20 protein-coding genes are annotated in these 25,657 nt (G+C 42.9%); 14 read left to right on the forward strand and 6 right to left on the reverse strand.

Annotation, left to right across the window (positions count from 1 at the left end; all coding sequences use genetic code 11):
* Window positions 1-7: 7 nt before the first annotated feature.
* Window positions 8-535, reverse strand: coding sequence for a DUF2777 family protein (locus tag NSQ36_RS05350; RefSeq protein ID WP_137054814.1), 528 nt, complete (start codon window positions 533-535; stop codon window positions 8-10).
* Between the two features lie 155 nt (window positions 536-690).
* Here NSQ36_RS05350 and asnB point away from each other — a divergent pair, with 155 nt between their 5' ends.
* The 4 genes from asnB (at window position 691) to NSQ36_RS05370 (ending at window position 6,502) form a co-directional block, all read left to right on the forward strand.
* Window positions 691-2,532 carry an asparagine synthase (glutamine-hydrolyzing) gene (asnB, locus tag NSQ36_RS05355; protein WP_251191008.1) on the forward strand — a complete coding sequence of 614 codons (1,842 nt, stop codon included), beginning with the start codon at window positions 691-693 and terminating at the stop codon, window positions 2,530-2,532.
* 148 nt (window positions 2,533-2,680) lie between these two features.
* Window positions 2,681-4,198, forward strand: coding sequence for a phytoene desaturase family protein (gene crtI / locus NSQ36_RS05360; RefSeq protein ID WP_113386921.1), 1,518 nt, complete (start codon window positions 2,681-2,683; stop codon window positions 4,196-4,198).
* Window positions 4,195-5,670, forward strand: a complete 1,476-nt coding sequence (crtI, locus tag NSQ36_RS05365) for a phytoene desaturase family protein (RefSeq protein ID WP_339206963.1) — start codon at window positions 4,195-4,197, stop codon at window positions 5,668-5,670. The genes crtI (NSQ36_RS05360) and crtI (NSQ36_RS05365) overlap by 4 nt, the downstream gene beginning before the upstream one ends.
* On the forward strand, window positions 5,663-6,502 hold the full coding sequence (locus NSQ36_RS05370; RefSeq protein ID WP_339206964.1) for a phytoene/squalene synthase family protein: 840 nt from the start codon (window positions 5,663-5,665) through the stop codon (window positions 6,500-6,502). The genes crtI (NSQ36_RS05365) and NSQ36_RS05370 overlap by 8 nt, the downstream gene beginning before the upstream one ends.
* A gap of 25 nt (window positions 6,503-6,527) precedes the next feature.
* Here the strand turns inward: NSQ36_RS05370 and NSQ36_RS05375 are convergent, their stop codons facing one another.
* A complete protein-coding gene (locus NSQ36_RS05375) occupies window positions 6,528-7,904 on the reverse strand; it encodes an MATE family efflux transporter (protein WP_339206965.1) in 1,377 nt (458 codons plus the stop codon).
* 113 nt (window positions 7,905-8,017) lie between these two features.
* On the opposite strand from NSQ36_RS05375, the gene NSQ36_RS05380 reads away from it, so the two are divergent.
* From NSQ36_RS05380 to NSQ36_RS05395, 4 genes are all read left to right on the forward strand, one after another.
* Complete coding sequence (locus NSQ36_RS05380; protein WP_251191006.1) at window positions 8,018-8,884, forward strand: AraC family transcriptional regulator; 867 nt, start codon at window positions 8,018-8,020, stop codon at window positions 8,882-8,884.
* Between the two features lie 14 nt (window positions 8,885-8,898).
* A complete protein-coding gene (locus NSQ36_RS05385; RefSeq protein WP_251191005.1) occupies window positions 8,899-9,459 on the forward strand; it encodes a GNAT family protein in 561 nt (186 codons plus the stop codon).
* A gap of 68 nt (window positions 9,460-9,527) precedes the next feature.
* Window positions 9,528-9,794 carry a hypothetical protein gene (locus NSQ36_RS05390; RefSeq protein WP_003212235.1) on the forward strand — a complete coding sequence of 89 codons (267 nt, stop codon included), beginning with the start codon at window positions 9,528-9,530 and terminating at the stop codon, window positions 9,792-9,794.
* A 36-nt stretch (window positions 9,795-9,830) separates the two neighbouring features.
* Window positions 9,831-10,091, forward strand: coding sequence for a hypothetical protein (locus NSQ36_RS05395; RefSeq protein ID WP_080984794.1), 261 nt, complete (start codon window positions 9,831-9,833; stop codon window positions 10,089-10,091).
* On the opposite strand, the gene NSQ36_RS05400 is transcribed toward NSQ36_RS05395, so the two are convergent.
* Window positions 10,086-10,622, reverse strand: a complete 537-nt coding sequence (locus NSQ36_RS05400) for a serine acetyltransferase (RefSeq protein ID WP_268458910.1) — start codon at window positions 10,620-10,622, stop codon at window positions 10,086-10,088. The genes NSQ36_RS05395 and NSQ36_RS05400 overlap by 6 nt on opposite strands.
* A 386-nt stretch (window positions 10,623-11,008) precedes the next feature.
* Here NSQ36_RS05400 and NSQ36_RS05405 point away from each other — a divergent pair, with 386 nt between their 5' ends.
* Genes NSQ36_RS05405 through NSQ36_RS05430 form a run of 6 tightly spaced genes read left to right on the forward strand, consistent with a single transcriptional unit; the run spans window position 11,009 to window position 19,319 of the window.
* Window positions 11,009-12,355, forward strand: coding sequence for an aspartate aminotransferase family protein (locus NSQ36_RS05405; protein ID WP_339161714.1), 1,347 nt, complete (start codon window positions 11,009-11,011; stop codon window positions 12,353-12,355).
* Entirely contained in the window at window positions 12,342-13,838 is a 1,497-nt protein-coding gene (locus NSQ36_RS05410; protein WP_339161717.1) for an aspartate aminotransferase family protein, read from the forward strand. The genes NSQ36_RS05405 and NSQ36_RS05410 overlap by 14 nt, the downstream gene beginning before the upstream one ends.
* Entirely contained in the window at window positions 13,835-15,616 is a 1,782-nt protein-coding gene (locus NSQ36_RS05415) for an IucA/IucC family protein (protein WP_339161720.1), read from the forward strand. Before NSQ36_RS05410 ends, NSQ36_RS05415 begins: the two co-directional genes overlap by 4 nt.
* Window positions 15,613-16,167, forward strand: a complete 555-nt coding sequence (locus tag NSQ36_RS05420; RefSeq protein WP_050945332.1) for a GNAT family N-acetyltransferase — start codon at window positions 15,613-15,615, stop codon at window positions 16,165-16,167. Before NSQ36_RS05415 ends, NSQ36_RS05420 begins: the two co-directional genes overlap by 4 nt.
* On the forward strand, window positions 16,142-17,491 hold the full coding sequence (locus tag NSQ36_RS05425) for a lysine N(6)-hydroxylase/L-ornithine N(5)-oxygenase family protein (RefSeq protein ID WP_050945330.1): 1,350 nt from the start codon (window positions 16,142-16,144) through the stop codon (window positions 17,489-17,491). The genes NSQ36_RS05420 and NSQ36_RS05425 overlap by 26 nt, the downstream gene beginning before the upstream one ends.
* A gap of 13 nt (window positions 17,492-17,504) precedes the next feature.
* Window positions 17,505-19,319: an IucA/IucC family siderophore biosynthesis protein gene (locus NSQ36_RS05430; protein WP_251191001.1), complete on the forward strand. Its 1,815-nt coding sequence runs from the start codon at window positions 17,505-17,507 to the stop codon at window positions 19,317-19,319.
* Between the two features lie 42 nt (window positions 19,320-19,361).
* Here the strand turns inward: NSQ36_RS05430 and NSQ36_RS05435 are convergent, their stop codons facing one another.
* The 3 genes from NSQ36_RS05435 to NSQ36_RS05445 form a co-directional block, all read right to left on the reverse strand.
* Window positions 19,362-20,219 carry a GNAT family N-acetyltransferase gene (locus NSQ36_RS05435; protein WP_251191000.1) on the reverse strand — a complete coding sequence of 286 codons (858 nt, stop codon included), beginning with the start codon at window positions 20,217-20,219 and terminating at the stop codon, window positions 19,362-19,364.
* 125 nt (window positions 20,220-20,344) lie between these two features.
* Window positions 20,345-23,773, reverse strand: coding sequence for a methionine synthase (metH, locus tag NSQ36_RS05440; protein ID WP_251190999.1), 3,429 nt, complete (start codon window positions 23,771-23,773; stop codon window positions 20,345-20,347).
* Window positions 23,757-25,598: a bifunctional homocysteine S-methyltransferase/methylenetetrahydrofolate reductase gene (locus NSQ36_RS05445; RefSeq protein WP_253622738.1), complete on the reverse strand. Its 1,842-nt coding sequence runs from the start codon at window positions 25,596-25,598 to the stop codon at window positions 23,757-23,759. The genes metH and NSQ36_RS05445 overlap by 17 nt, the downstream gene beginning before the upstream one ends.
* Between the last annotated feature and the right edge of the window lie 59 nt (window positions 25,599-25,657).

Consider the following 25,657-nt stretch of genomic DNA (forward strand, 5'->3'; position numbering starts at 1 on the left):
GTCCTTTTTATATGCCTTCAAATTGCGAAACTGACCGGTGACCGTCAGAAGTGGTCCATTCAAAACGAATTTGACCTGCGGCGGAGTCGTGGTGACATTGAAGGGCAAGTGATTGTGTATCTGTCGAAAACTGAAAGAAAGAAACTCGTTGAAAAGAATGAAAGGACGAGAAAACACAATCGTAGACGGAAAAGCCAAGCTGTTCTATCTGTGCAGTGATTTCATAAAAGACGTTTTCAGGAACAAACATGAGAAGGTCAAGCAAGCCTTTGGCAAGTGATGCCGTATATTGAATCTCCTCACCGCCCCGTACTTCTAACAGCTGTCCACTTTCATGAAGGATCATGGAGCCGAGCAGTTCCCCTTTTGTCCACCTGTCATTTTCCTTCAAATAGATCATCGTGCTTTGAAGACTTTCTGGTAGCATGATTTCTCCTTCTTCATCTTCAATCAGACAATGCCCGTTTTCAATGAGTAAATACCCGCTGCACCATCTTCGGCTGCAGCGTTCAAGCTGCCTCATTCGTTTTTCCATTTGCAGACGCTCCTTTCCTCTTTCTTTTCTTACCAAATCATGCTTGTCCTATACGCCCGAGAAAAAAGGACAAATCAACTATCAAGGAGACGATGCATAAACTAAGAAAGGCTGAATGAGAACACTTGAGGAAAAACGGATGGGAGCTGATGATGATGTGTGGAATAACAGGCTGGGCAGACTTTAAAAAGCAGCTCATCCAACAGGACCATGTAATCAATCAAATGACAGATACATTATCTAAAAGAGGGCCAGACGATACAAATACGTGGAAAAGTGAGCACATTCTATTTGGGCATAAAAGATTAGCGGTTGTAGATGTAGAAGGCGGAAAACAGCCGATGACATATACACATCAAAACCATGCTTATACCGTTGTATACAATGGAGAGCTTTATAACACAGAGGATATAAGAAAAGAATTGTTAAAAAGAGGCCACCGTTTTCTTGGGCATTCTGATACAGAGGTACTTCTTCACGCCTACACAGAATGGAAGGAAGAGTGTGTGACCCATTTTAATGGTATTTTTGCATTTGTGATTTGGGATAGTGAGCGTGAATTATTATTTGCAGGGAGAGACCGGCTCGGCGTCAAGCCATTTTTCTATACAGAACGTCATCATTCCTTTTTATTTGGTTCAGAAATCAAAGCGCTTCTTGCTCACCCTGATATGAAAGCAAAAGTCGATCATGAGGGATTATCGGAGATTTTTGGTTTAGGACCGTCTAGAACACCAGGGCAAGGAGTGTTTAAAGGGGTAAAAGAGCTGAGACCTGCTCATGCCTTGACCTTTTCAAAAAACGGATTGCGTGTGTGGAGATACTGGAATGTCAAAAGCAAGGCGCATACGGACTCGCTCGATGACACAGCACAGCACGTCAAGGATCTCTTTACAGATGCCGTCACAAGGCAGCTCGTCTCTGATGTGCCTGTTTGTACATTTTTATCGGGGGGCGTTGATTCGAGTGCCATTACCGCCATTGCCGCTAAGCACTTTGAGAAAATAGGGAAAGCACCGCTTCATACGTATTCGGTTGACTACGAAGGGAATGATCAATTCTTTGAAGCAAGTCAATTCCAGCCAAATGCGGACGGTCCATGGATTGACCACATGACCAAGGCGTTTCAAACGAATCATCACAGCTGCATCATTGGACAAAAGGAGCTGGCTGCTTATTTAAAGGAAGCGGTTGAGGTCCGAGACTTACCGGGTATGGCAGATATTGATTCTTCCTTGCTTTGGTTCTGCCGAGAAATTAAAAAGGACTTTGTGGTTGGTTTGTCAGGTGAATGTGCGGATGAAATTTTTGGAGGCTATCCTTGGTTTCATTCGGCAAATGAAACGAATGGTTTTCCTTGGATGAGATCGACGGAAGCTAGAACGCAGCTCTTACAAGACTCGTGGCAAAAGAAGCTGTCACTAAAAGAATATGCACAAAGCAAATATGAAGAAACCGTGGCTGAAACGCCTCTTTTAGATGGAGAAACTGGAGTAGATAAAGCCCGAAGAGAACTTTTTTACTTAAATATGGTCTGGTTTATGACAACGCTGCTAGATCGAAAAGACCGAATGAGTATGGGGGCGAGTCTTGAGGTACGTGTACCATTTGCGGACCATCGTCTTGTCGAATATGTATGGAATATTCCTTGGGAAATGAAAATGCATGGAAATCGTGAAAAAGGGGTTTTACGGAAAGCATTAGAGGGAATTTTACCGAATGAAGTGCTTTATCGCAAGAAGAGTCCTTACCCGAAAACACATCATCCAGCCTATACCCAGGCTGTAAAAGAGATGTTAACAGACTGCCTTGCGCAAAAAGATTCTGTCCTTCACGAATTTCTAGATCCGAATCAATTAAAGCAGCTGATTGAAACGGAAGGAGCTTCCTTTCAAGTGCCTTGGTATGGCCAGCTCATGAAGGGCCCGCAATTAATCGCTCATCTGGCGCAAATTCATCATTGGTTTGAAACGTATCGAATTGATATAGAAGCGTAATAAAGGGTCGGCTTTCTTACATTTGTTGAAGGGAAGCCGGCTTTTTTTGATACATAACATGAGACGAATAGAGCACATCGAAAGTTGATCTAATCTTTCTAATTTGTATAATTAACTTAAAGTGAATTAATTTGGAGGAAAAAGGATAATGAAAATCATTGTGATCGGAGCAGGACCAGGGGGACTTGCGGCAGCTATGATGCTTCAAAGCAAAGGACATGACGTTCATGTATACGAAAAGCAGCCCTTTATCGGCGGACGAAACGCTAAGTTTCAACTGGGTGATTTCACGTTTGATACGGGTCCTACCTTTCTCAGCATGATTCATATTGCAGAGGAGCTGTTTACCTTTGCTGGTAAAAATCTTTATGACTATATTGATGTGATCGAATTAAAAGAAATGTATAGATTGATTTTTCAAGACGATCAGCTAGATATGATACGAGATCGTGATGAAATGTATAGACGGTTAGAAGCCTTTGCAACTGGAGAGGGCGAAGGGTATATTCGATTTATGAACGATACGAAGCGAAAAATGGATCGGCTTACACCTATTTTACAAAGTAAAATGGATCGTTTTCATCATTATTTGCGTCCAAAGGTGCTCAAAGCACTTCCGCAGCTTTCATTGAATAAGAGTTTATATGATGTGCTGTCAGATTATTTCTCAAATGAATCAGTGAAATATGCGTTTACATTTCAATCAAAGTATTTAGGTATGTCACCGTGGGAGTGCCCTGGTGCTTTCTCCATTCTATCATTTATGGAGCATGACACAGGTGTGTTCCATCCGAAGGGCGGGGTCAATCAGCTGTCAGAAGCGATGGCAAAAGCGGCGGTTGAAGCTGGAGCAACGATTCATCTGTCAGCCGGCGTCGAAAAACTGCTGACAGAAGGCAGAAAAGTAAAGGGCATTCGCTTAGAAACTGGGGAAGAAATACAGGCAGATGAGGTTGTCGTAAATGGAGATTTTGCACATGTGATGACAAAGCTTGTAGAGCCAGGACTTTTAAAGAAATATAGCGAGAAAAAATTAAAAAAGAAAAAATTTTCATGCTCCACCTTTATGCTTTATTTAGGATTAGATACCATATATGAGGAGCCGCATCATACCATCGTTTTTTCTGATGATTATGCGCAATTTGTCAAAGGCATTACGAAAACATATGAGCTGCCAGATGATCCATCTATTTATATTCAAAATGCTAGTGTCACAGATGACTCACTTGCGCCAAAAGGAAAGTCAGCTCTTTATGTATTGGCACCCGTTGCCAACAATCAAAGCGGCATTGACTGGGAAGCGCATCAAGATGAATTTAGAGAACTTGTACTGAATACACTGGAGCGAAAAACCGGTTTTAAGAATGTAAGGCAGCATATAGAAGTCGAGCGGATGATTACACCGAAGCAATGGGAGGAAGACCTTTACGTATACGAAGGAGCCACATTTAACCTTGGCCACCAGCTGACGCAGATGATGGTCCTAAGGCCGCACAATGAATTTGATGAATTGGATCATTGCTGGCTCGTAGGAGGAGGAACGCATCCAGGAAGCGGACTGCCGACCATTTTAGAATCAGCACGCATCACGACAAATGCGATTCTTTCAAAAGAGAAACATACGCACAAAACATTGCCGCAACAAGAAAAGGGGAGCGCCTCATGACAAAACATATATTGATTGCAGGTGGCGGTATTGGCGGGATGATCTCAGCACTTTATTTAAAAAAAGCGGGACATGATGTCACGCTTGTCGAAAAAAATGAGCGACTTGGCGGAAGGCTTGCTTTTGTACGTGAGAAAGGATATAAAGTAGATGAAGGTCCGACCATTGTCCTACTTCCAGATATGTTAAAAGGTATTTTACATGAGGTAGGAATTGACGAAGCATCTCTTGATCTTTTGCAGCTTGATCCGCTGTATACGATTCAATTTCAAGATGGAACCTCCTACACGAAGTACTCTGATGCATTTCGTCAGCTAGAGGAAATCAGACGTGTATTTCCAAAGGAAGATCAAGGATTCCTAAGGTTTATGGAAGAAATGACAGACCGGTTTCAAGAAGGACAACAAGCTTTTCTAGAGAAATCATTTCATGAAAAGCGTACATTTTTTACAAAAGCAAACATGAAAATTTTAATGAAATTAAAGGCGTATCGCACGGTTCAAAGTGCCCTGAAAAAGTATTTCTCAGACGAACGCCTGCGAGATGCATATGCACTTCAAACCCTCTATGTCGGAGGAAATCCATATGAAGCATCTGCTATATATTCGCTTGTTTCATATAGTGAGCACGCACATGGAATCTACTATTTAAAAGGCGGCTATGCGAGTTTAGTAGATATATTGGAAGGGCAGCTCATGAAAATGGGTGTGCATGTGAGAAAAAATGTCGAAGTCACGGAGCTAGAGTTTGATGGGAAGCGCGTGGTTAAAGCAAAAGTCAGTGACGCCCATATAGCAGCTGATGCCTTTGTCATCAACGGAGATTATCCAGCTGCGTTAAAACAGCTTGGTTTAGACGAACAAGATCGGCGAAAATACGTGCCGTCCTCTGGCTGTGTAATGGTGTATCTCGGGTTAAACAAAATGTACCATGATGCGCCTGTGCATCAATTCTTTATGGGCGAACACTTTGATCAGCATATGAAAGAGGTTTTTCAAACGAAGACGATCCCTCAAGATCCGTCGTTTTATACATTTAATCCATCGATCATTGATCCATCTCTTGCCCCGGAAGGCTGTAGTGTTTTATATATGCTGATTCCCGTTCCCTCAGGAGATCATATCAACTGGGAAGAGGAGACAGATTTTGTAGAGAAAATGGTCGATCGTCTTGAGAAAAGAGGCTTTCCAAGATTGCGAGAGTCGATTGTCTGGAAAAAAATCAGAACACCAAATGATTCCTTGCGAGAAGGATTGTTTGAAGGTGGCAGCTTTGGACTTGCGCCTAACTTGTTTCAATCAGGTGTGTTCCGCCCGCAAGTGAAGGTAGCTGAGACGGGCAATCTTTATGCAGTAGGTGCTTCCATCCATCCTGGGGGCGGAGTGCCGATCGTGATGCAAAGTGCGAAGCTGATGGCGTCTGTGCTGTTAAAAAATTTGAATGACAGAAAGGAAGTGAAGCTAAGTGGTTGATGTACAAACAGCATTGAAATTGTGTGAGGAGACCATTCAAACCCATTCCAAAACGTTTTACCGTGCCTTTTCCATGCTGCCTAAAAAGAAAAGACAGGCCGTCTGGGCCGTGTATTCCTTTTGCCGGAGAGCAGATGATATTGTAGATGAGTCCCCCTCGCCAAAAGAGGAGCTTGCCTCCTTTCGAGAGACGTTTGATCGATTTTTACAAGGTGAGGTAGATCGGAATGATCCGATGTGGGTGGCGCTAGCACATACATTTCAAGAGTTTCGTATGGATCAAGCCCCGTTCCGTGACTTGCTCCAAGGTCAGGAGATGGATTTAGAGCAGCACCGATATGAAACGTTGGATGAACTGCTCATTTATTCCTACCATGTTGCTAGTACCGTTGGACTTATGCTGCTTCCTATTATTGCACCGCGTAAAAAAGAACAGCTAAAAGAAGCAGCGATTTCATTAGGAATTGCCATGCAGCTGACCAATATTCTTCGTGACATTGGCGAAGATAAGGCTGAAAGAGACCGCATTTATTTGCCAAAGCAAGTCATGGATCAATTCGGATATACAGAGCAAGAATTGCAAGAAGGCATTATCAATCAAGCATTTCAGCACGTATGGGAGTACATTGCCTTTGAGGCAGAGGCATACTACGAGGAGTTTTTTGACCATCTTCATGAATTCCCGCTCTATTCACGTATACCAGTGAAAGCAGCTGCTCACTTTTATAAAGCCATTTTAGATAAAACAAGAGAAAATGAATACCGCGTGTTTACACAGCGAGCATTTATTTCGAACCAAGAAAAAGAACTTATTTTAGAAGATATTACGTAAAAAAGGACTGCACCCGCAGTCCTTTTTATGTGGAAGAAAAGCGATGCTCTGTCCAAACTCTTGAACGCCACCGCCTATACATAAAGATGCCTCTTACCCATTCATCCACGATAAAAGAAATCCAAATCCCAATGAGGCCCATTTCAAGCTGAATGCCTAACAAGTAAGCGATCGGAAGCCCGATGCCCCACATTGAAATCATTGCCATATACACTGGAAACTTCGCGTCGCCAGCAGCCCGCAAGGAATTAATAATGACCATATTAAAAGAACGGCCCGGTTCCAAAATAATGGTCAAAAAGAGGAGGGTGGCGGCGGTTTGAATGATCTCGCTGTTGCTAGTAAAGAAAGCAAGCACATGCGTCGATGATAAAGATAAAGCAGTGGAAGAAAGAAGGGAGATGCCAATGGCCCAGTATAAGCTTTTCATGCATCTGTGATAGGCAGCATCGAATTCCTTCGCCCCAATATGGCGCCCAATTAAAATTTGTGTCCCTTGGCTAATGGCTGCACCAAATAGCATAATGAACATCATGACATTTTGAGTATAAACCTTTGCAGCTAATGCCTGCGTCCCCATGAATGTAATAAACAGTGTAATGATCATTTGAGAGCCGTTATAAGAAAGCTGCTCTCCAGCAGAAGGAATGCCGATTTTCAGCAATTTTTTTAAATATGTCCGCTGGATGTGAAACATCTTCTTCAGTGAAAAGCGTAATCCAATTCGGCGCCGTACAATGAGGATCATGGCCATTAATCCGATCAATCGAGCGAGTGAGGTCGAAAAAGCGACCCCCATGACACCTAATACAGGGAAACCAAACGGACCAAAAATCACCAAATAGTTACCAGCAACGTTTAACAAGTTCATTCCGATAGTGACATACATCGTATCTCTTGTATATCCGTAGCTTTTTAAAATAGCACTATACGTCATAATGAGCGCTTGAATAAAAGAAAGCAGCCCGACAATTTGTAAAAATATAGTCGCATCCGGCATGAGCTCACTTGATAGGCCCATCAGGTGTAAGATGGGAACAGCTAATCCAAACATGAGAAGGCTAATGACAAAGCTAATCAAGAAATTGGTTCCTAGTGAGACATAGGCGACTTGAGTCGCTTCCTGCTTGCGGCTCGCTCCTAAAAGCTGCGCAATCACAATCGTCGTTCCAGTTGTAATGAAACTGAACATGACAATCAATAAATTCAGGAGCTGATTGCTTACACCAACTGCTGCAACACTATTATCGGAATATTGGCTGAGCATGAGGGTATCCGCGCTTCCCATCAGCATATATAAAGAGATTTCAATAAAAATAGGCCAAGTTAATGCAAATAATGAAGGGTGGTTTTTCTTCCTCCTAGCTTGAATCTTTTGAATTGGTAGTGATTGAGGTTTCATCAATCAACCTCCTTTCGTATAAATCCGATTTATAGTGTACCTTGCATCGACTATAATAAGAAGAGATGAAACCGAAACTTATTGGAGAAATCCGACTTCATAAGGGGATGAATATGAATCGATTTATTACATTTACTGTACCGCCGTTCCCGGTTTATATCGCTTCAGGCAAAGGCGTATTTCATCAAGGAGAAAGACATATCTCTAGAACCTTCACCGTGTTTGATCTTCTTTATGTCACAAGAGGGCAGCTATGGATCACAGAGGACAGTAAGGCTCATCACGTAAAAGAAGGAGAATATATCATTCTCTCACCTGGCTTGTCGCATGGCGGACACCTGCCATGCGAAGAAGATACGCACTATGAGTGGCTGCATTTCTCAATTGATCCATATGAGCTGACGAATCGACCGAGAGAACACTGGTTTGATATGAAACAAAATCAAGCCACCTTTGAAAAGCCGGCAACATATGAATTTAGCCTGCCCCGTAAAGGAAAAGTGAAAGGAAGAAATGTATTAGAAAAGCACCTTGCACAGATGCGGGCCCTAAACGATGACGCGTCTGAACTGCCGCTGAAAAAACAGCTTCAGTTTGAAGAACTGCTCATTCATTTACAAAAAGAAGCATTTCATATTCCAAGTGCAAAGGAGAATGTCGCCTCAGAAGTGGTTCATTATCTTGAGCGTCACTTTATGAAGAAACTGCAAATGGAGGAGCTTGCAGAGAAGCTGCACTATCACCCTGATTACATGACAAGGTGTATGCAGACGGTGTATGGACTCACGCCAAACCAATATATCAATCGTCTCAAGGTCGAAAAAGCCAAAAGCATGCTTGCCTCAACGAATGATAAAATCGCAGCGATTGCTGATCACGTAGGCATTGATGATCCTACTTATTTTTCTAAGCTGTTTCGGCAAAACGAAGGCATGACGCCTATCGAGTACCGTCATCTTGCAAAAAGAACGACAAAGTAAAGGAACGTGAACAGATGAAAATGGAAAAACAAAAGCTTGTGAACATACGACCATTAAACGAAGCTGATTTAGAGTTGGTATGGCATTTAAGATTCAAAGCACCAGACCAGTCCTATCGAGAGTGGAACGCCCCATATTTTCATGAACACGAAATCCCGCTTGCTGCTTTTAAAAAACGATACTTACAGGATACATCCATTCCGCCAAAGCTATATGGTATTGAAATAGACGGCGAAATCAAAGGCACCGTGTCATATTATTGGGAGAATGAACGTACACGGTGGCTTGAATGCGGCATTCTCATTTATGATTCGCGCTTTTGGAGCGGTGGCGTTGGGACAAAGGCATTAAGTCTATGGACTGATAAGTTATTTACACACATTGATATTCCTCGAATTGGTCTTACTACATGGTCGGGAAATGAACGGATGATGCGGTGCGCAGAGAAATGCGGGTTTATCCTTGAGGGAAGACTGCGAAAGGTCCGTTACTACCAAGGAGAGTATTATGATTCGATGCGTTACGGGATGCTGAGAGAGGAATGGCAAAGCCTTCTGCAACATTCAACTGAATAATTCCTTTTCTTTTTAGTACAAAAGTAGCGTATGATTGAATAAACTAAAAAAGAAGGGTGACGAATGAGTTGCGCTGGATTACCGGATGGTTTGTGTCGATTATAGTGGCCGTTTACCTATTTGTAGATGCGCCTAAACATGGGAAGAATAAATGGCTGTGGGCGATTTTAGGCCTTTTATTCGGGCTTTTTACATTTGGAATATACCTGATCAAAACAGGAAGAAAAGGATTGGGCTGGACGGTTCTGATCGTGTCCATTATCATCTATTCTATTTTCATTCTAGTCTATGTCTTTTACTTCTTATTGCTGATGATCGGATACTCAAACGCATAATAGAAAGCACGCGTGTACATAAGGAGGAGTTTGAACGTGAGACTTACAGGGTTATTCGTTTCACTTGCTGTTGCCATTTATTTATGGTTTGATGCGCCAAAGCATGATAAAGACAAATGGCTGTGGGCCATTTTAGGTGTCTTATTTAGTACGATCGTTCTCGGTATTTATTTGATCAAGACAGAGAGGAAGGGACTTGGCTGGACCATTCTTATTTTAACGATTTTGTTTTACCTCATGTTGCTCATCTCTGTTTTGATCGGTATCATTCTTTTTTATCAGGTGGGTCCTTCATGATGAAGGGCTTTTTTCTTTTACCTTTTGCGCTGGCACACCTGCAATAACAATTTTCTCCTCGTGAAAGGAACGGTTTACCACAGCATTTGCTCCGATGGAAATATGATCTGCAATATAGATATCCCCAAACAGCTTAGCACCTGGGCCAATCCATACATGATCCCCAATGGTTGGTACATCTTTTTCATGATGATTCTGACCAATATTCACCCCTTGATGAATATCACAAAATGCCCCGATTTTTGCATGTTTGTTCACAATTAAGAGACCCGTATGATTGATTCTAAGACCGGGACCGAAGACACCAATCGGAATATCAAAGCCAAGCTGCATGCCTTTCTTTTTATGTAAATAGCGATAGAACCATTTGCGAAGTTCAGCACCGCTATTAGAATAGTATTCATATTTTCGTAAAATCCTTTGATATTTCCATATATCATCCCCAAACCACTTAGGTCGTTTGCGCTTAATGGCTAATGCTTTCTTGTCCTGAGCTAAGTAGTGGTGGAGATCACGCTTTGTTAAAATCATCAGATCCCTCTCCATTCCCTTTTGTTTCAGAGAAATTATACCATTATAACCATTTATATCAATATAGAATGACGTTTCTTTTTTTCCTTTTCTACATCACTTTCATCCACTTTCCCATATAAAATAAGTGCTTTGTCATGAATAGAACAAAAGAACCAGGAAGAATGATTTGTAATTTTTTTCTACATTATTTTGTCTCACGCGTTTATTCTCCCTATAGCAGTAGAGGTTTGTCAAAATGACACGAAATTACTCGTTAAATAGAGAATATAGCATTCATATGCTTTTAGAATCATCTTTTTGAATACAATTGACTTTCATATCTCACATCCTCTAGGCTAGTAAATGAAAATGATAATCTTTATCAATTGGAGGAGTGTTTTATTATGTCCATCAAAACCGTTTCTAAAAATCAGCAATTTTTAGAGCAGCAAAGTCAAAGAGAATCGAATGCAAGGTCTTATCCGAGACGGTTCCCATTAGCCATGCAAAAAGCCGAGGGTATGATCGTGACAGATGCGGATGGCAGAGAGTTTTATGACTGCCTGGCAGGCGCAGGAACACTTGCACTTGGTCACAATCATCCAGTTGTTATAGATGCAATTGAACGTATGCTTCATGAAAAAAGACCGTTGCATACGCTGGACATAACCTCAGAAATTAAAGAAGAATTTGTGAATGAAATTTTTTCTCACTTGCCAGAAGAGTTTGCAAAAAGAGCCAAAATTCAATTTTGTGGACCAACTGGTGGTGACGCCATAGAAGCAGCAATTAAATTAGTCAAAACAGCGACAGGGAATCGAAGCATTCTATCTTTCCATGGTGCGTATCACGGTGCGACACATGCCACGATGTCATTAAGCGGGAATTTATCTCCAAAGGAAAGAGTGCAAGGGTTAATACCTGATGTTCATTTTATGCCTTACCCATATGAATATCGCTGCCCATTTGGAATTGGTGGGAAGAATTCGCACCGCATTTCAAGTTCGTATATTGAGCGCGTATTAAATGATCCTGAAAGTGGTATTCTTCCGCCAGCAGGTATGATCTTTGAAGCAGTGCAGGGCGAGGGGGGCTCCATTCCAGCATCGATTGAATGGATGAAAGAAATGAGAAGAATCACAAAAGAAAAAGGGATCCCACTCATTATTGATGAGGTTCAATCAGGCATCGGCCGAACAGGGAAGATGTTTGCCTTTGAACATGCAGGAATTGTACCTGACGTTATTGTGCTGTCAAAAGCCATTGGTGGAAGCCTGCCGCTTTCAGTTGTGATTTATGATCAAGATTTAGATCAATGGAATCCAGGTGCACACATCGGGACATTTAGAGGGAATCAAATGGCGATGGCTGCTGGAACTGCTACGCTTAAATTTATCAAAGAAACCAACCTGCTTGATCATGTAGAACGGTTAGGAGATCGTATGCAGGCGCATCTAAAAGACATCCAAAAACAAGTCCCTGCTCTCGGTGATGTTCGAGGGAGAGGCTTAATGATTGGCGTTGAAGTAGTAGGTCCAAATGAGAAACAGGATGTGGACGGAAGCTATCCAGCGAATCCAGAGCTGGCCAGTCTTATTCAAAAGAATTGCTTCGACAAAGGCTTAATTGTGGAAACAGGAGGCCGTTTCGGAAGTGTTATTCGATTCTTGCCACCACTCATTATGACAGAAGAACAGCTTGAAAAAGTCATCGCTATTTTTAAAGAGGCCGTGTACGATGCAATCAACTAAGGCTTCAGTGGATTCATTATTTATCAATCAAAGCCAGCTTGGAAGAGAGTCCTTCCAAGCGGCTCTTCATACATCTATCGACAGCTTACTGGATCAATGGCAAAAAGACACAGGACCATACAGTGGAATATTGCCTGGGAAATTAGCGGATAGTGTCGAATCGCTATTTCGATTTCAACCGTCTGGTGAATCCATTGAATCCGTCTTTCAAGATATAAAAGAACATCTTTTGCCGCATTTGATTGATGTATCGCATCCTAAATGCTTGGCACATCTGCATTGTCCACCGCTTATTCCTGCACTTGCCGCAGAGGTGATGGTAAGTTCCTTTAACCAATCAATGGATTCCTTTGATCAAAGCGGTATTGCTTCTTTGGTTGAGGAAGAAATTCTCAAGTGGCTATGTGCGAAGTTTTCTTATGGCGGCCTAGCAGATGGGACATTTACAAGCGGTGGAACCCAATCTAACTACATGGGGCTGCTTCTAGCGAGAGATGCCTTTTGTGAAAACACATGGCAGTGGAATGTTCAGCAGAAAGGCTTACCAAGTGAATCTCACCGCATGAGAATCCTTTGCTCGAAGAATGCTCACTTCACTGTGAAAAAATCTGCCTCCCAGTTAGGTTTAGGAGAGCAGGCAGTCGTACTAGTCGAGACAGATGAGCATCATCGAATGGACCTCAATGATTTGAAAAAGAAGCTGGCTGAGTTGAAGGAGCAGAACTTGCTGCCTTTTGCGGTAGTAGCCACTTGCGGGACAACGGATTTTGGCAGTATTGACCCAGTTCGAGAGGTATATGACCTCGTCAAGCCATACGGTCTTTGGATTCACGCAGATGCTGCCTACGGCGGAGCACTTGTATTAAGCGAAACCTACCGTAAGAAGTTAGACGGTATTGAGCTTGCTGATTCAATCACGATTGACTTTCACAAACAATTTTATCAGCCGATATCCTGCGGGGCATTTTTGCTAAAGGATAAAAGACATTTTGGTTTGATCAATTATCATGCCGATTATCTTAATCCAAAGGAAGACGAGCTCGATGGTATTCTACATCTCGTCAATAAATCTGTCCAAACGACGCGCCGGTTTGATGCTCTGAAATTACTTCTTTCTCTTCGTTTAATTGGAGAAGAAGGCTTTGGAGAAATCATTGACCATACCATTCATTTTGCAAAGGATGTGGCCGCGCTTATTGAGAGAAATGATGACCTTGAAGTGATCAATCCTGAGCCAGAAATCAATGCAGTTGTGTTCCGATTTAAGGATGACGATCAAACAGATGACATCAATAAAATCATTCATCGGACATTATTCAAAAAAGGAACTGCTGTCATTGCAAAAACAGTGGTGAATGACCGAACATGCTTAAAATTCACTTTGTTAAATCCGAGAACGACAATCACACATATTGAGGAAATCCTTTCTGACATCGTTGATATCGGGATCGCTCATATTCAATCCGGGAGGGTACTACGTTGAGTCAATATAAACAAATGGCTGAAAATGCAACCATGCAAAGCTTTTTAAACTGTTTTTTACGCGAAACAGGAATCGATCGATCTGCAAAAAAAGAGACGAGAGCAGATGGCTCGCTTGTCTTCATCGCAAAACTAGCAAAACAAGATCTAGAGCTTGTGATTCCGATCCGATATGTTTCATCTGTTGGCCGCCATCTCTTTGATTTTCCGATTCGCTTTCGCCCGCAAGGCAGTGAACAAGAGGGCGCAATCGTCGATTACACGACACTTGTTGCTTTATGTTCAAAGGAGCTTCTCATTGAATATGGCCGTACAGATGCAGAGGATGAATTCATGCTTCGCATCATTTTAAGCTGCCGAAATATTGAACGGTTCTTAAAGGAGCGAGAAAGTGATCGAGCCGCTCTTTCTGAAGCCGATTTTGAGTATATTGAGGCTGAGCAGTCACTTCTCCTTGGTCATTTAACGCATCCTACCCCAAAAAGCAGACAAGGAATGACAGAGGAGGAGGAAGCGATCTATTCTCCTGAGCTGAAAGGGGCTTTCCAGCTTCATTACTTTAAAGCGCATCATTCGATTGTGCTTCAGGATTCGTCAATTACACAGTCTGCGGCAAGCCTCATGCTAGAGGAGCTCTTGCGCCAGGTACCAGCAGAAAAAGAGAGACTGAATACGTTAGTAGAAAACGGAGAATATGTGCTCATTCCGATTCACCCGCTTCAAGTGAAGGTGGTTATGGAGAAAGCGTTCGTGAACCGTTATATAGAGGAAGGGAAACTCACTTATTTAGGACCGATCGGTTCTGAATACACAGCGACCTCATCCTTCAGAACCGTCTATCAAAAGGATTCTGCTTACATGCTCAAATTCTCTGTTCCTGTGAAAATTACAAACTCCTTACGTGTCAATAAACAAAAGGAACTGGATCGCGGAGTAGAGATGTCGCGCATTTTAAAAACAGAATTAGGCGTTTCTCTATACGACAAATTCTCTGGATTCCGGGTCATTGAAGATCCTGCCTATTTATCTATTCAAGGAGAAGAGGCGGAATCTGGCTTTGAAGTAGTCATTCGCCAAAATCCATTTTTACATCGTGAAAAAGGGGCAAGCTTAATTGCTGGATTATGTCAGGATCATGCGTATGGTGGAAAATCGCGATTAGCAGGGATCATTCATGACCTTGCAGACGCAGAAGGCCGATCACTGGAGGCTGTGAGCCAAGATTGGTTTAAGCAATATTTAACTATTTCGTTAGAACCGATGCTCTGGCTGTTTGAAACGTATGGTCTTGCACTGGAAGCCCATCAGCAAAACGCTGTTGTGCAAATGAAGGGTGGTTACCCGCACACCTTCTATTATCGTGACAACCAAGGCTACTACTATAGTGAATCGAAAAAGGATAAACTCGCAAATCTTGTCCAAAACCTGAGCGTGAGAAGTGAAACGATTTGTGCAGATGAGGTAGCTGTTGAGAGACTGCGTTATTATTTCTTCTTTAATCATTTATTTGGTCTCATTAACGGCTTTGGTACAGAAGGTCTGGCGAAAGAAGAAAACTTGCTCGCCCTTGTGAGAGACACATTGCTCGCTCATGAGGAAACATACGGTGCATCTGAGCTGACAAACAGCCTTCTGCGCTCAAAAGAACTGCCTTCAAAAGCGAATTTGCTGACACGGTTTGAAGATATGGATGAACTGACAGGATCTCTGGAAACACAGTCTCGTTACACAGCTGTCTTGAATCCGCTCTTTTTACATAAGGAGGCGCTGATTGGATGAGGGATCGTATTAAGTTTATTCGCGCTGAATATGAAAGAGATGTCCGGCTTGTCCACAAGTGGATGCAAGAGGAGTATGTTCACCCATTTTGGCATTTGAATATTCCGTTTCCTGCTTTTGAAAAGCATTTTTATCAGGCGATTCATGATCCGCATCAAACCCTTTATTTAGGTACAATTGATGGGACGCCAATGAGTTATTTTGAGGCATACAACGTCAAAGGTGATGTCATAGAATCTTACTATCAGCCTTCTCCGCATGACCAAGGAATCCATCTATTAATAGGGGAACCGGATTATGTGGGAAAAGGTTTTGCGGCCCCGCTGCTTCAGGCCATGACAGCATTTCAATTTGAGCAGAATAAACGAACAGAAAAAGTCGTCGCTGAGCCGGATATTCGCAATGAAAAAATGATCCATGTATTTGAAAAATGCGGATTTGAACGTGTAAAACCAGTCAATTTACCCGATAAAACAGGTCTTTTAATGTTTTGTGATCGAGAACGATTCGAAAGGAAGTATAACCATGACGCGGTTCAACAAGCAAAATAATGTAGTGGATGTAATAGGGATCGGCATTGGTCCGTTTAACTTAGGACTTGCCGCATTATCTGAAGAGGTAAATGAAATTGACGCTTTGTTTTTTGAAAGAAGTGAAGCCTTTCATTGGCACCCAGGGATGCTCATTGAGGGGACGACACTGCAAGTTCCCTTTTTAGCGGACCTTGTCAGTATGGCAGATGTGAAAAGTAAATATAGCTTTCTCAACTATTTACAGGAACAAAACCGTTTGTATTCATTTTACTTTCTAGAGGATTTTCATATTCCGCGCAAGGAATATAGTCATTATTGCCGCTGGGTCGCAGACCAGTTAGACTCTTGCCGATTTGGCATGAACGTCGAATCTGTCTCATTGATCGAGAAAGCAGGAGAAAAGCGATATGAAGTGCATGTGCGTCATGTGAAAGACCAAACGGTAGAGGTGTTTGAAAGTAAGCATCTCGTCTTAGGAATTGGTACACAGCCGGCGATACCAGCATCGCTCCAGCCAGCTTTAGGAGAGAAAGTTTTTCATTCTGCTGACTATTTAAAACGAAAGAAAGAAGGCTGTTTCAAAGGGAAATCTGTGACAGTGATCGGCTCTGGTCAAAGTGCGGCAGAAGTGTTCTATGATATTTTATCAGATGATGAGGCGAAGGATATTCACTGGTTCACACGCTCTAAAGGATTTTTCCCAATGGAATATTCAAACCTTGGCCTTGAATATTTCTCTCCAGATTATATTGATTTCTTTTATGAGCTTCCGCAAACAAAAAAGGATGCGTTGTTAAAGCAGCAAGATTTGCTGTATAAGGGCATCAGCTCTGCAATGATCCGTGATATTTATCATTTGCTTTATGAACGTTCTGCCTGCGGAGAGCAGTTGAACACAGTGCTTCAAGCAATGACGGAGGTCAACTTGATTGAGGAAACAGCTCGCGGCTTGTCCCTTTCATGCACGCAATGGGTCAAAGAGGACACCTTTACCCACGAGACAGATATTGTCGTACTGGCGACGGGCTATCAATCGGTACTGCCCCCGTTTATCAATCCAATTTCTCATCACATTCAATGGGACGATCAAGGACGGTTCCAAGTCGAACGTGAATATCGCTTAAAAACGAATACAATGGGTGAAAATGATATTTTTGTCCAAAATGCAGAGCTTCATACACATGGCGTTGGCGCTCCAGATTTAGGACTTGGCGCTTACCGAAACAGTGTGATTATCAATGAACTTGCTCGTCAAACCGTGTATCCACTTTATCAAAAGCACGTCTTCCAGACATTTGGTACACATAAGAACGTCAACACATTTGAAGAAATCAAAGGTTAAGGAGGATGAAGCGATGAGTGTACAAGATGAATTGAAAAAAGCGGTGAATCCGGCTGCTTGGAAAAAGGCAAACCAGCGAATGGTGGCAAAAATGCTGTCTGAATACATGTATGAGGATATGCTACATCCCGTGCAGCTAGATCAAAAGGATGGCATTGCTCAGTATGAATTAATCATTCACGAACATAAGAAATATCGCTATCTTGCAAAACCTCGTTTGTTTGATAGTTTTGATACAATTGCTGAATCAATCGAGTGCTGTCAAGACGGAAAATGGTCAAAGGATGTCAGTGCCATTGTGTTTTTACTAGACATTCAGCCGCTCATTCCAATGTCTTCTGACACAACAGGACACCTTATAAAAGAGCTTCATCACACCCTGTTAGCAGATGTACATTTGCTGTCGAAAAAAGCACTTCGTGCGGATGAACTGACAGATACTGATTATGCATGGATTGAAGGAGAAATGACAGGCCATCCTTGGATTGTGTATAACAAAGGACGCATTGGGTTCAGTTATGATGACTACCTAGCCTATGCACCTGAAAGGCAAGAAAGTGTGCAGCTGTCTTGGATTGCTGTTCACCGGGACCTTGCGACATTCCATGCAGTCGATCATGAAAACTATGAGCAGGTAATTGCCAAAGAGTTAGATGAAGTCACGATCCGTCAATTTCACCGCGTGCTAAAGGATGAAGGATTGATTGCAGCTGATTATTATTTGATGCCTGTTCATAAATGGCAGTGGACACATATGATTATTCAGCATTTCCCAGAAGATTTGGCGTTGCGCCGGATTGTGTATGTAGGAGAGGGACTGGATCAATATATCCCGCAGCAGTCGATCAGAACCTTTACGAACATCTCAAATAAAGGCAAGCATCATATTAAACTGCCAATGAGCATTTTAAATACGCTTGTGTACCGAGGACTCCCGTCAGAACGGACAGTCATTGCCCCTCGTATTACAGCGCATATTAAAGGGATTGCGGACCAAGATTCATTTTTATCTGATGTCTGCCGCGTGATATTACCTGGTGAGAATGCAAGTATTAATGTCGATCATCCTTACTATAGCAAACTGCCTGGTGCGCCGTATCAATATCTTGAGATGCTCGGTGTGATTTTTAGAGAAAGCATTTACTCGTACTTAGATGAAGGAGAGAACCCTGTTACACTTGCGGCACTCACCTATGAGGATCATGAAGGTGAGCCATATGTGAAACAGCTGATTGAAAAATCAGGTCTCTCAGCAAAAGAGTGGATGGCGAAATTTTTCCATGTGGTGATGCCGCCGCTATTGCACTTTATGTATCAATACGGCACCGTCTTTTCACCGCACGGACAAAATACGATTCTTGTGTTAAAAGATCATCAGCCTCATCGTTTGGCGATCAAAGATTTCGTCGACGATGTGAACATTAGTGATCAGCCGCTGCCTGAATTGGCTTCTCTAGGAGACGATTTAAAAGAAGTGCTGCGGAGTGAGCCGCCGGAAGGCTTAGTGCAGTTTATCTTTACAGGATTGTTTATTTGTAACCTGCGTTACGTATCAAATGTGTTAGACAATCATGAGCTGTTAGATGAAGCGACACTTTGGCGCTTGCTTGCCGAAGAAATTCAGCAGTATCAAAAGCAATTCCCACAGCTGAAGGACCGTTTTGACCTATTTGATCTCTTCCAGCCGAAGCTGACAAAACTGTGCTTAAATCGTAATCGAATGATTGATTATGGGTACGGAGATGGAGATGACCGCCCGCATGCATCAGAGCATGGAAAGGTCACAAATGCACTCGCGCATGTTCTTTCGTCCATCGGCGAGAAATAATAGAAAAGCTGTAGACATCAAGTGTCTACAGCTTTTTATATATTACGAAAATGCTTGAGAGGCAAGGAAATAAAGAAGAGCGGGTTCGTTCAGCTTTTCTTTTCCGCGAATCATCATAAAATGCGCTTTGTTTGTTTTCGTAAAACCTGCTTCAACAAGTGATTCATGGAGGCGCTCAGCTGTTTCCTCCTGCATATCTAAACGAATTGGACCCGAATAAGACGAAATGAGCGAACGGATCAGCGAGAGAGCTGTAAGTTCATCATTTGCAGCAAGCGGACCAATCATTAAATTGGCAGGTGTTTCAACGCCAAACGCAAAGCCAGTTGTGTCGTGATGTTCATTTTGTGCAATGATACGCCGTGCTGCTCGGTTCATCCGGTTTTTTATAAAGCTTGATCGATTTGTGCCTGCGCCTTTTTCATCTAGTGCTTCAATACACGGAAGGTGCGATTCATCGGCAGGAGACAGGTGGATGTCATCTGACACACGAAGCGCTTCTGGGTTTGGGTTTTGCGCTTTGTAAGTCGTAATGTAACCAGCCGTGTGAAACCCGATTTTTTCGTAAACTGGCCGCCCTTGGACAGTAGCGGTTAAAACGACAGGAATGCTTTGATCACATTGATCTAGCAGGGTGTCAATCATTTTCCTTGCAAGACCTAAGCCGCGATGTGTCTCAGATACAATGACAGCACCAATTGACGCCATTCGATCATATTGGAAAAGTCCTGCACATGAGATGACTTGTCCATCCGCTGTTGAAAAACCTGTGAAATATCCATTTGTTAAAAGAGATGTGAGCTCTTCCGCATTGTAATCAGGCCAGTCTACCTCTTGAGACAATGCGATAAGATCTGGTATGTCATCGAGTGTTAATGCTCGTTGAACAACGTTTGTCATGACGCGCAACTCCTTCTTAGCTGAATTCATCTAAGTGTATCGTACCATAAGAAGGTATAGTGTAAAAATTGAAGTTTATCTAATTTTCCCAGCAAAAAAGAACCTCCAGTTTCGGAGGTTCTGCATTAATGAACATTAAAATATCGAGCTTCAGGATGAGAAACGACGATCGCTGAAACAGATGCTTCAGGTTCCATCATAAATCCTTCTGTTAGCTGGATGCCGATTTTTTCTGGCTGAAGCAGCTTGAACAGCTTTTCTTGGTCTTCAAGATTTGGACAGGCGGGATAACCAAAGGAATAGCGCTGCCCTTGATATTTCGCTTGGAATCGTTTTTCCATTGTGAAATCGACTGGGTCAGGGAAGCCCCATTTGTCACGAATCACTTGGTGGGTTCTTTCGGCTAATCCTTCTGCAAGCTCAAGCGCAAGAGCTTGAACTGCATGCATTTTTAAATAATCTCCTTCTTGCTTAAAGTGCTGCGCGACTTCACGTATACGCGCTCCGGCTGTGACGGCAAATAAGGCAATATAATCTTTCTCCTTTTCACCGCTTCCCCGCACATAATCAGAAATGGAGCGGTACGGAAGCTTCTCCTGTCTTGGAAATTGGAATGTTTCAATGATACGGTCAGACGCTTCGGGATCATAAATATGAAGATCATTTCCGTTTGAACTGGCAGGATAAAATTGATAGACAAACGCAGGCGCAAACCAGTTTTTCTCTCTGCCTTCGTTTAGAAGGTCTGTGACAAGCTGCTTTAATTCCAATGCTTTTGGATGCTGCTGCGCTAACAATGTTTTCACCTTTCCTTTTAATCCAAGGTGGTGGCCAATGAGCATTTGTTCATTCACATAAGGCATAATGTGATGCAGATCGATGTCTCTTACATAATGACGTGCCGTATTTTCTGGTGTGAAAATAGGTGCATCAGGGAGTGCCGCACGTTTTTCTAGTAATTCAATGACAGCTTGTGGCTGCTTTGTTTCTTTCTTTTTGAAAGGTGCCACAGGCTCTTCGTCGGGCTTTATTTGAAACTGAAGAGGATTTGCTTTTAACTCATTGGCTAAAGATAAGCCGTCCATCGCATCTTTTGCGTAAAGGACCGGTCCGTCATAATGAGGCGAAATCTTCATTTTCGTAAATTTCCGAGAAAGTGCAGCTCCGCCAACCAAAATGGGCACGGAAATATTCGCCTTTTGTAAATCCTGAGCGGTGAGTACCATTTGCTGGGCTGACTTCACAAGCAATCCTGATAACCCAATCATATCTGGCTTTTCCTTTTGCACAGCTTCGATCAATGTTTGAGGTGTCACCTTGATTCCGAGGTCGACCACTTGAAAGCCGTTATTACTCAAAATGATGTCGACAAGGTTTTTTCCAATATCATGGACATCTCCTTTTACAGTGGCAAGTAGAATTTTACCTTTCCCGCTTGCATGCTGCTTTTCCATATATTGCTCGAGATACGATACAGATGCCTTCATGACCTCTGCTGATTGAAGCACTTCCGCCACAATCAGTTCGTTTTGATTGAAAAGACGTCCAACCTCAGCCATTCCCTGCATTAACGGACCATTGATGATATGAAGTGGTGATTCAAATTGCTCTAGAGCAAGGGATAAATCATCGATAAGTCCTTCTTTTGTTCCTTCGACGACGTAGAGTGCTAGCCTTTCATCAAGTGATAAGGAGACCTTTGGTTTTTTCTCCGTTTTCTTTTTGCCTCGGTAAAATTGGGTAAATTCAGCAAGGGTTTGATCATTTGTTTCATAGAGCAGTGTTTCAGCCAGCTTAATTTCTTCCTTTGGAATGGAAGCGAAGCGTTCAAGCTTTTCTGTATTCACGATGGCGTAATCAAGTCCTGCTTGGACGCAGTGATACAAGTAGACGGCATTCAAGATTTCTCTCCCAAGAGGTGGGAGTCCAAAAGACACGTTGCTGATGCCTAAAATCGTCAAGCACTCAGGCAGGTTTTCCTTGATCATTTTGATGCCTTTGATCGTTTCTTCGGCAGCGCCAATATACTGCTCGTCTCCAGTGCCTACTGGAAAGACAAGTGGATCAAAAATGATGTCACTTGCGGGAATGCCATATTTCTTCGTTAATAGATCATGAGAGCGTACCGCAATCTCCAGCTTTCTTTCTGCTGTTACAGCCATCCCTGTTTCATCGATCGTGCCGACAACAAGTGCACCGCCGTATAGCTTCACAAGTGGAAGAATTTCTTCGAAGCGTTCTTCGCCATCCTCAAGGTTAATGGAATTGATGATGGCTTTCCCTTGGGAATATGTGAGCGCTTTTTCGATCACGTGTTTATCCGTTGAATCAATGACAAATGGGGCTTTGACTTTTTTCATAGCCTCTTGTAAAAAACCTTCCATGTCTGCCGCCTCATCGCGGTCTGGATCAGCGAGACACACATCAATCACGTGAGCACCGTTTTTTACCTGTGCACGAGCAACTTCTGACGCTTCTTCAAACTTTTGTTCCGCAATGAGTCGTTTGAATTTGCGTGAACCAATCACGTTGGTTCGTTCTCCTACAAAAAGAGGGCGCATTGACTCCTCATATATCAGGGGCTCAATTCCTGAGACGGTATGCTGAGACGATTCATGCGCAATGTGACGCGGCTGAATCGTTCGTACTTCATCTGACAATGCCTGTATATGTGCAGGTGTTGTTCCGCAGCAGCCGCCAACAATATTTAACCAGCCTTCCTTGGCAAAGGCGGAAATTTTTTTAGCAAGTGAAGCAGGGGATTCATGATATTGACCTTCTTCATCTGGTAGACCAGCATTTGGATAGCAGCTAACCGCTGACTTGGCGATGGAGGAGAGCGTGCGGATATGGTCTGTCATGAATTCAGGACCCGTCGCACAGTTCAGGCCGACACTCATTGGTTTCATATGCTCAAGAGAGATATAAAAGGCTTCAATATCCTGACCAGCGAGGGTAGTGCCCATCGGTTCAATCGTACCTGATACCATGAGAGGCAACTCAATACCTGTCTGCTGGAAGGCTTCCTGAATGCCTTTGAAACCAGCCTTTACATTCAGCATGTCTTGACTTGTTTCTAAAAGAAGGGCATCACATTTGCCATCAATCAAGGCGCGGGCCTGCTCTTCATAGTTTTTGACGAGCTCATCGAAGGTTGTGCCGCCTGTCACAGATAATGTTTTCGTAGTGGGACCCATCGCACCTACAACAAATCGGGGCTGCTCCGGCGTGGAGAAACGGGCAGCTTCGTCCTTTGCCAGCTGGGCAGCCCGTATATTGAGTGCATAGGCAAGGTGGCCAAGCCCGTATTCGTCAAGGACGAGCTTTGTAGCCCCGAACGTATTCGTTTCAATGAGGTCGGCGCTTGCCTCAAGGTATTCTCTATGAATCGCGCGGATGATGTGAGGGGCTGTCACGTTTAAATACTCGTTACAGCCCTCATACTCTTCTCCGCCAAAGTCTTCTGCTGTGAGATTGGCATTTTGAATCATGGTCCCCATTGCACCATCAACGACGAGGATGCGTTTCTTAAGCTGTTCAGTGATAGTTGACATGGGTGTTTGACTCCTTTTCTTTCTGATGAATGTAGGTGGTTAGTTCTGCTGTTAAGTCTGATCGAAGGAAGGGGGTAATTAAATAAATGCCGTTAAACAATTCGCAGGCTGTATCTAATAAAGAGCGGGCAATCGCTAAGCCTTCTGCTCGCTGCTTTTCTTTATCCTCACCAGCCTTGGCCATAATGTCACGAATGGAATCAGATAATTTGATGCCTGGAATTTCATGATGAATAAACTCCGCATTTCGGCTGCTTGTTAACGGCATAACGCCAATATAAATCGGCTTATCTAAATGACGGCTCTCCTCATGAATTTTCACAAGCTGTTCCTCAGAATAAACAGGCTGTGAAATAAAATAATCAGCACCGTATTCGATTTTTTTCTCAAGACGTTTGACCGCTTTATCAATGTGGCGAACATTCGGATTAAACGCGCCAGCTACTGAAAAATTGGTCTTTTTGCCAAGCGGCTTCCCTGAGAAAGAAAGGCCTTCGTTAAACTGCTTAATCAGCCGAATCAAATCAAAGGAGGTTAAATCATAAACCGACGTTGCACCTGGGAAATCTCCAATCTTAGAAGGGTCGCCTGTAATGGCTAAAATATCAGTTAAACCAAGGGTGTCGAGACCCATCAAATGGGACTGAAGCCCAATCAAATTACGATCACGGCACGTGATATGGACGAGTGAACGCATATCAAGCTGCTGTTTCAATAATGCCCCGCAAGCCACATTGCTAATGCGCGGGGTCGCAAGAGAATTATCGGCTAATGTCAAGGCATCAATGCCTGCATTCTTTAACTCATTTGCCGCGACGAGGAATTTTTCGAAGTTCAGCTTCTTCGGCGGATCAAGCTCTACAATAATCGTCCGTTTTTTCGTAGCGAGCTCATCAAGACCTGGTTCAGTCCGCTGATCTTGAATCGAAATGATTTCTTCTTTTAATACTTTCACTTCTTTTTCAGTGATCGGGGCTAAATCCTTGACCGCTTCAGCCATTGCGTGAATATGCTGAGGCGTTGTTCCGCAGCAACCGCCGATAATACGTGCGCCTTGATTTCTAAATTCAAGTGCACTTTTTCGAAAATAATCGTTATCTGTATCATAGACGAGTCTGCCTTCTTCAAGAGAGGGAAGACTGCTGTTGGGATAGACTGATAAATGGGAATTTTCTAAAATTGGAACGCCTTCGAGTGCCTGAATCATATGATAAGGGCCAAGCCGGCAGTTGATGCCAACGACGTCTGCACCAAGAGAGGACAATTCAGATAAACCATCCTTGAGCGGTGTTCCATCCTGCAACACACCTTGTTCATGCATGGAGACGTTCATGACAATCGGGAGAGTCGTTTCTTTTCGTGCAATTTGGAGAACGGCCTTCGCTTCTTCCATGTCATAATACGTTTCTAGCAATAATCCATCGGGCTGCTCATTTAATAGAATGTACAGCTGCTCTCTAAAGCTTCGTTTAATTTCTTCAATTGTATAGGCATTTTTGTTAAACGTTCGAATGCCGCCGATCGTTCCAAGGACATAAGCAGAGCCGGCGGCTGCTTTTGCGATTTGTACCGCCTTTGTATTGATGCGCTTTGTTTCTTCCTCTAAGCCGTAGCGGGATAGTTTAATATAATTTGCGCCGTACGTATTTGTTTGAATGATGTCCGCACCAGCCTGCACATATGCTTCGTGCACGCGCCTTACTTCATCTTCTTTCGATAAATTTAATTCTTCAAAGCAGCGGTCAATGCCGTAAGAGTATAAAAGTGTTCCCATTGCACCGTCAGCAATCAGTACGCGGTTTTGTAAGTCTTGTAATAGGCCCATTGGTTTCCTCCTTATTTTTATGTAACAAAAAAAGCCTTCTGATAAGAAGAAGACTTTTT

The organism is Bacillus sp. FSL W8-1143, from assembly GCF_037965155.1.
Taxonomy (GTDB): domain Bacteria; phylum Bacillota; class Bacilli; order Bacillales; family Bacillaceae; genus Bacillus; species Bacillus pumilus.